General features: G+C 72.1%; 5 protein-coding genes. 2 read left to right on the forward strand and 3 right to left on the reverse strand.

The genetic code is table 11. The features are described 5' to 3' along the window. Positions 1–404: 404 nt before the first annotated feature. Positions 405–1,412 (reverse strand): stage II sporulation protein M, encoded by a 1,008-nt coding sequence (locus AB0953_RS35295; protein WP_366863696.1) that lies wholly within the window; start codon positions 1,410–1,412, stop codon positions 405–407. Positions 1,413–1,554: 142 nt separating this feature from the next. Between AB0953_RS35295 and AB0953_RS35300 the strand changes: the two genes are divergently transcribed. After that, complete coding sequence (locus AB0953_RS35300) at positions 1,555–2,511, forward strand: RDD family protein (protein WP_366863697.1); 957 nt, start codon at positions 1,555–1,557, stop codon at positions 2,509–2,511. 31 nt (positions 2,512–2,542) lie between these two features. Next, positions 2,543–2,851 carry a hypothetical protein gene (locus AB0953_RS35305; RefSeq protein ID WP_366863698.1) on the forward strand — a complete coding sequence of 103 codons (309 nt, stop codon included), beginning with the start codon at positions 2,543–2,545 and terminating at the stop codon, positions 2,849–2,851. A gap of 36 nt (positions 2,852–2,887) precedes the next feature. Here AB0953_RS35305 and AB0953_RS35310 read toward each other — a convergent pair whose 3' ends face one another. Both AB0953_RS35310 and AB0953_RS35315 read right to left on the reverse strand, forming a co-directional pair. Further along, positions 2,888–3,511 (reverse strand): hypothetical protein, encoded by a 624-nt coding sequence (locus tag AB0953_RS35310; RefSeq protein WP_366863699.1) that lies wholly within the window; start codon positions 3,509–3,511, stop codon positions 2,888–2,890. Positions 3,512–3,693: 182 nt separating this feature from the next. Continuing rightward, on the reverse strand, positions 3,694–3,788 hold a 95-nt coding region (locus AB0953_RS35315), incomplete at its 5' end, for an adenosylhomocysteinase (RefSeq protein ID WP_351034276.1).

Consider the following 3,788-nt stretch of genomic DNA (forward strand, 5'->3'; position numbering starts at 1 on the left):
TGTTGAGTTCTCAAGGAACGGACGCTTCCTTCGTACTCACCCTCGCGGGCTTTCCTCCGGGCTTTCGTTCTTTCTTCGTTTCCGACTCTATCAGACTCTTTCGTGTCCGATTCCCGGTCGAAGCGGGTATTCGCTTTCCGGTTCCCGCTTTCGCGTTTCCCTTTCGGCGAGTCCGACTCTATCAGAAGCTTTCCACCGGATTTCCCGGCTTCGATTTCCTGAAAGAAGTCGATTGCGCCCCAGTGGAATCGAGTTCCGTCTGGAGGCGAGAGAGATTTTAAACCATCGCTGCCGAACTTGTCCAGTTCGAGGCAACCGTTCGAATCTACCTCCCCATCACGACCGTGTCAACGGCCGTTCCGGGACGACGAGGAGACTAGCAGCTGACTGGCCTCGTATGCACATCAGGCCGCGGTGGGCAGTGTTGCCGTCCGGTCCGCGGCCTCCACGTCGCCCGCTTCGCCGGCCCGTGCGGCCCGGCCGCCCAGCACGTACACGTACGCCAGGAAAGCGGCCTCGGCGGCGACGCCGATGGCGATGCGCGCCCAGGTGGGAAGGCCCGACGGGGTCACGAAGCCCTCGATGAGGCCCGAGACGAAGAGGACGACGGCGAGGCCGAGGGCCATGCCGAGCGCGGCCCGGCCCTGTTCGGCGAGGGCGGCGCGGCGGGTGCGCGGCCCCGGGTCGATGACCGTCCAGCCGAGGCGCAGCCCCGTGCCCGCGGCCACGAAGACGGCCGTCAGCTCCAGCAGGCCGTGGGGCAGGATCAGCCCGAGGAAGACGTCGAGGCGGTCGGCCGAGGCCATCAGGCCGATGCCGACGCCGAGGTTGACCATGTTCAGGAACAGCACCCAGAGCACCGGGATGCCGAGGAACGCGCCCAGGACGAGGCACATCGCCGCGGCCTGGGCGTTGTTCGTCCAGACCTGGGCGGCGAACGACGCCGCGGGGTGGCTGGAGTAGTACGTCTCGTACTCGCCCCCGGGCTTGGTCATGGCCTTCAGCTCGTCCGGCGCGGCGATGGCGGCCTGGACCTCGGGGTGCACGGCGATCCACCAGCCGATCAGCACACCGACCAGCGTCGAGAGGACCGCGGTCGGTATCCACCAGCGGCGGCTGCGGTACACGGCGGCCGGGAAGGCGGCGGTGAAGAAGCGGGCCGCGTCCCGCCAGCCGGCGCGGCGCGCACCGGTGACGGTGGCCCGGGCGCGGGCGACGAGCTGGGTGAGGCGGCCCGTGAGCACGGCGTCGGGGGTGTTCGACTGGATCAGGGAGAGGTGGGTGGAGGTGCGCTGGTAGAGCCCGACCAGTTCGTCGGCCTCGGCTCCGGTCAGTTTCCGGCCGCGGCCCAGCAGCTGTTCCAGGCGGTCCCATTCCGCTCGGTGGGCCGTGACGAAGACGTCGAGATCCATCCGGTTGCCGCTCCCCCTGCCCGTGGTGCCCGTGGTGCCCGTGGCTCCTGCTCCGGCGTTACTTCTTCCGCGGTCAGCTTGGCAGACTGGTTGACCAAGGGGCGGGTCCGGCCAGGACATGGCCACGGGAAGGGTGTGCGGCGTGAGCGATCTGGTGACGGGGGACGCGGTCGTTCTGGGGCTGCGGCCCGCGAGGCTGCCCAGCCGGGCGCTGGCCTTCTTCCTCGACCTCCTCGTGTACCTCACCGGCTATCTGCTGATCTCGATCGGGCTGGTCTACGCGACCGCCTCGATGGACGTGGCGGCCAAGGCGGCGGTGTCGGTCGCGTCCTTCGTGCTCGTGCTGGTCGGTGTGCCGATCGCGGTGGAGACGCTGAGCCACGGTCGCTCGCTCGGCAAGTTGGCCTGCGGGCTGCGGGTGGTCCGGGACGACGGCGGCCCGATCCGGTTCCGGCACGCGCTGGTGCGCGGGGCCATGGGGGTCGTGGAGCTGCTGGGCACCTTCGGGTCGGTGGCCTGCATCGCGTCGCTGGTGTCGGCGCGGGGCCGACGGCTGGGCGACGTGTTCGCGGGGACCCTGGTCCTGCGGGAGCGGGTGTCGGGGCCGGCGGTGATGCCGGTGCCGCCGCCGCCCCCGTGGCTGGCAGGGCGGTTCGGCGCGCTGGACCTCTCGGCGGTGCCGGACGGGCTGTGGCTGGCGATACGGCAGTACCTGACGCGGATGGGCCAGCTGGATCCGCAGGTGGGTGCCGCGATGGCGGCGAAGCTCGCGGACGACCTGGTCGCGCGTACGGGGGCGCCCGCGCCGGCGGGGGTTCCGGCGGCCGCGTTCCTCATGGCGGTGGTGCACGAACGGCAGTCGCGGGACGCGGCCCGGGCGTTCGGGCGGCCGGGCGTTCCGGCTGTGCCCGGGGTTATGGGTGTGCCCGCCGGCGGGGCGTACGTACCGCCGTCGGTGGCGCAGCCGGTGCCGCCTGCGGCGTACGCGCCCGCAGCGGCTCCGGGGCCGACCCCCGCACCGGCACCGGTACCCGCACCCACCCCCGCGCAGCCGGCCGCGGAGCCGGTGCGCAGGACGGGGTTCGCCCCGCCCGCGTAGGACTGTCAGAGGGGCCGCCTACGCTGCCGCCATGTCAGTCAACATCGATCTTGCATTCGACGTCACCGGCGTCGCCGACGAGCCGCAGGCCTGGGCGGTCGTCCGGGCCCTGACGGAGCTGATGCACGAGGAAAGCATCGAGAACCAGGTCAGCCTGGGCGTGGCCATGGACGACGACGGTGCGTACTTCGTCTCCGGGGAGTCGGACTTCCCGCTGTGCGTGTCGCGTTCCTACCTCTGGCGTCCGGCGTTCGAGAAGTCCTTCGCGGCGACGGTCGCCGAGGTCGCTCCGGATGCGGTGCCCGCGGTCCGGTGGGGGTTCCCGGACGAGGAGTACTGACCGGCACGGCCGCAGCGGCGGGCACCGCCGGCCCGGTCAGGGATCGGGCGGGAACGCCGACGGCGGTGTCTCCAGGTGTTCGAGTTCGATGCCGGGGGCCGACAGGACCACGTCCCCGGCCAGGTGGACCGTGTGGACCTCGCCGGTGTCCAGGGCGGTGATGCGGTACGCGTCGACGACGAGCGGCCCGGTGTCGGTGTCGTGTGTGGTCCGGCCGGCGTGCTGCCAGGCCTGGTCGACCGTACGGGGCGCCAGCACCGGGTCGGTGAGGGCGACGAGCCGGACCCGCGTGGCGGGGGCGCCGGCGGCCGGGCGCAGCAGGCGCGCCGTGGCGACGAGGAACGCCGGCGAGGTGCCGGTGAAGGCGGCGGCGGGGGCGTTGCCCTCGGTGGCCTCGGTGCCGGTGGGGTCGGAGCGGACCCAGGTGACGCCGTCGATGGCGGCGCCGCGGACCTGCCAGCTGGCGGCGTTGAGTTCGAGGCGGATGGGGCGGCCGAGTTCGTCGATCGCCAGGTCGACCGAGCCGCGGTGTTCGCCGTCGGGGCCGGTGCGTTGGGCGACGTAGCGCCAGCCGGAAGGGCCGGGGGCGCAGTTGAAGTGCTCCTCGCCGAGGGGGGTGTGGTCGTGGGGGTCGTGGAGCGAGTAGCGGCCGCGGGGCATGGCGGGGGTTCCTTGCGGTTGTGCGGTCCGGGGGCGGGGACGGGGCAGGCCCCCCGGCACGGGTGCCGGAGGGCCTGTCGCGGTGATCGGTGATCACGGTGATCGCGGTGATCGCGGTGATCGCGGTGATCGCGGTGATCGCAGTGCTGCGGATCCTCGGGGATCCCCGGGGATCCCCGGGATCAGTAGCGGTAGTGGTCCGGCTTGTACGGGCCGTCGACGTCGACGCCGATGTACGCGGCCTGCTCCGGGCGCAGGGTGGTCAGCTTGACGCCGA

This window comes from Streptomyces sp. NPDC046866, assembly GCF_040704625.1.
Taxonomy (GTDB): Bacteria; Actinomycetota; Actinomycetes; order Streptomycetales; family Streptomycetaceae; genus Streptomyces.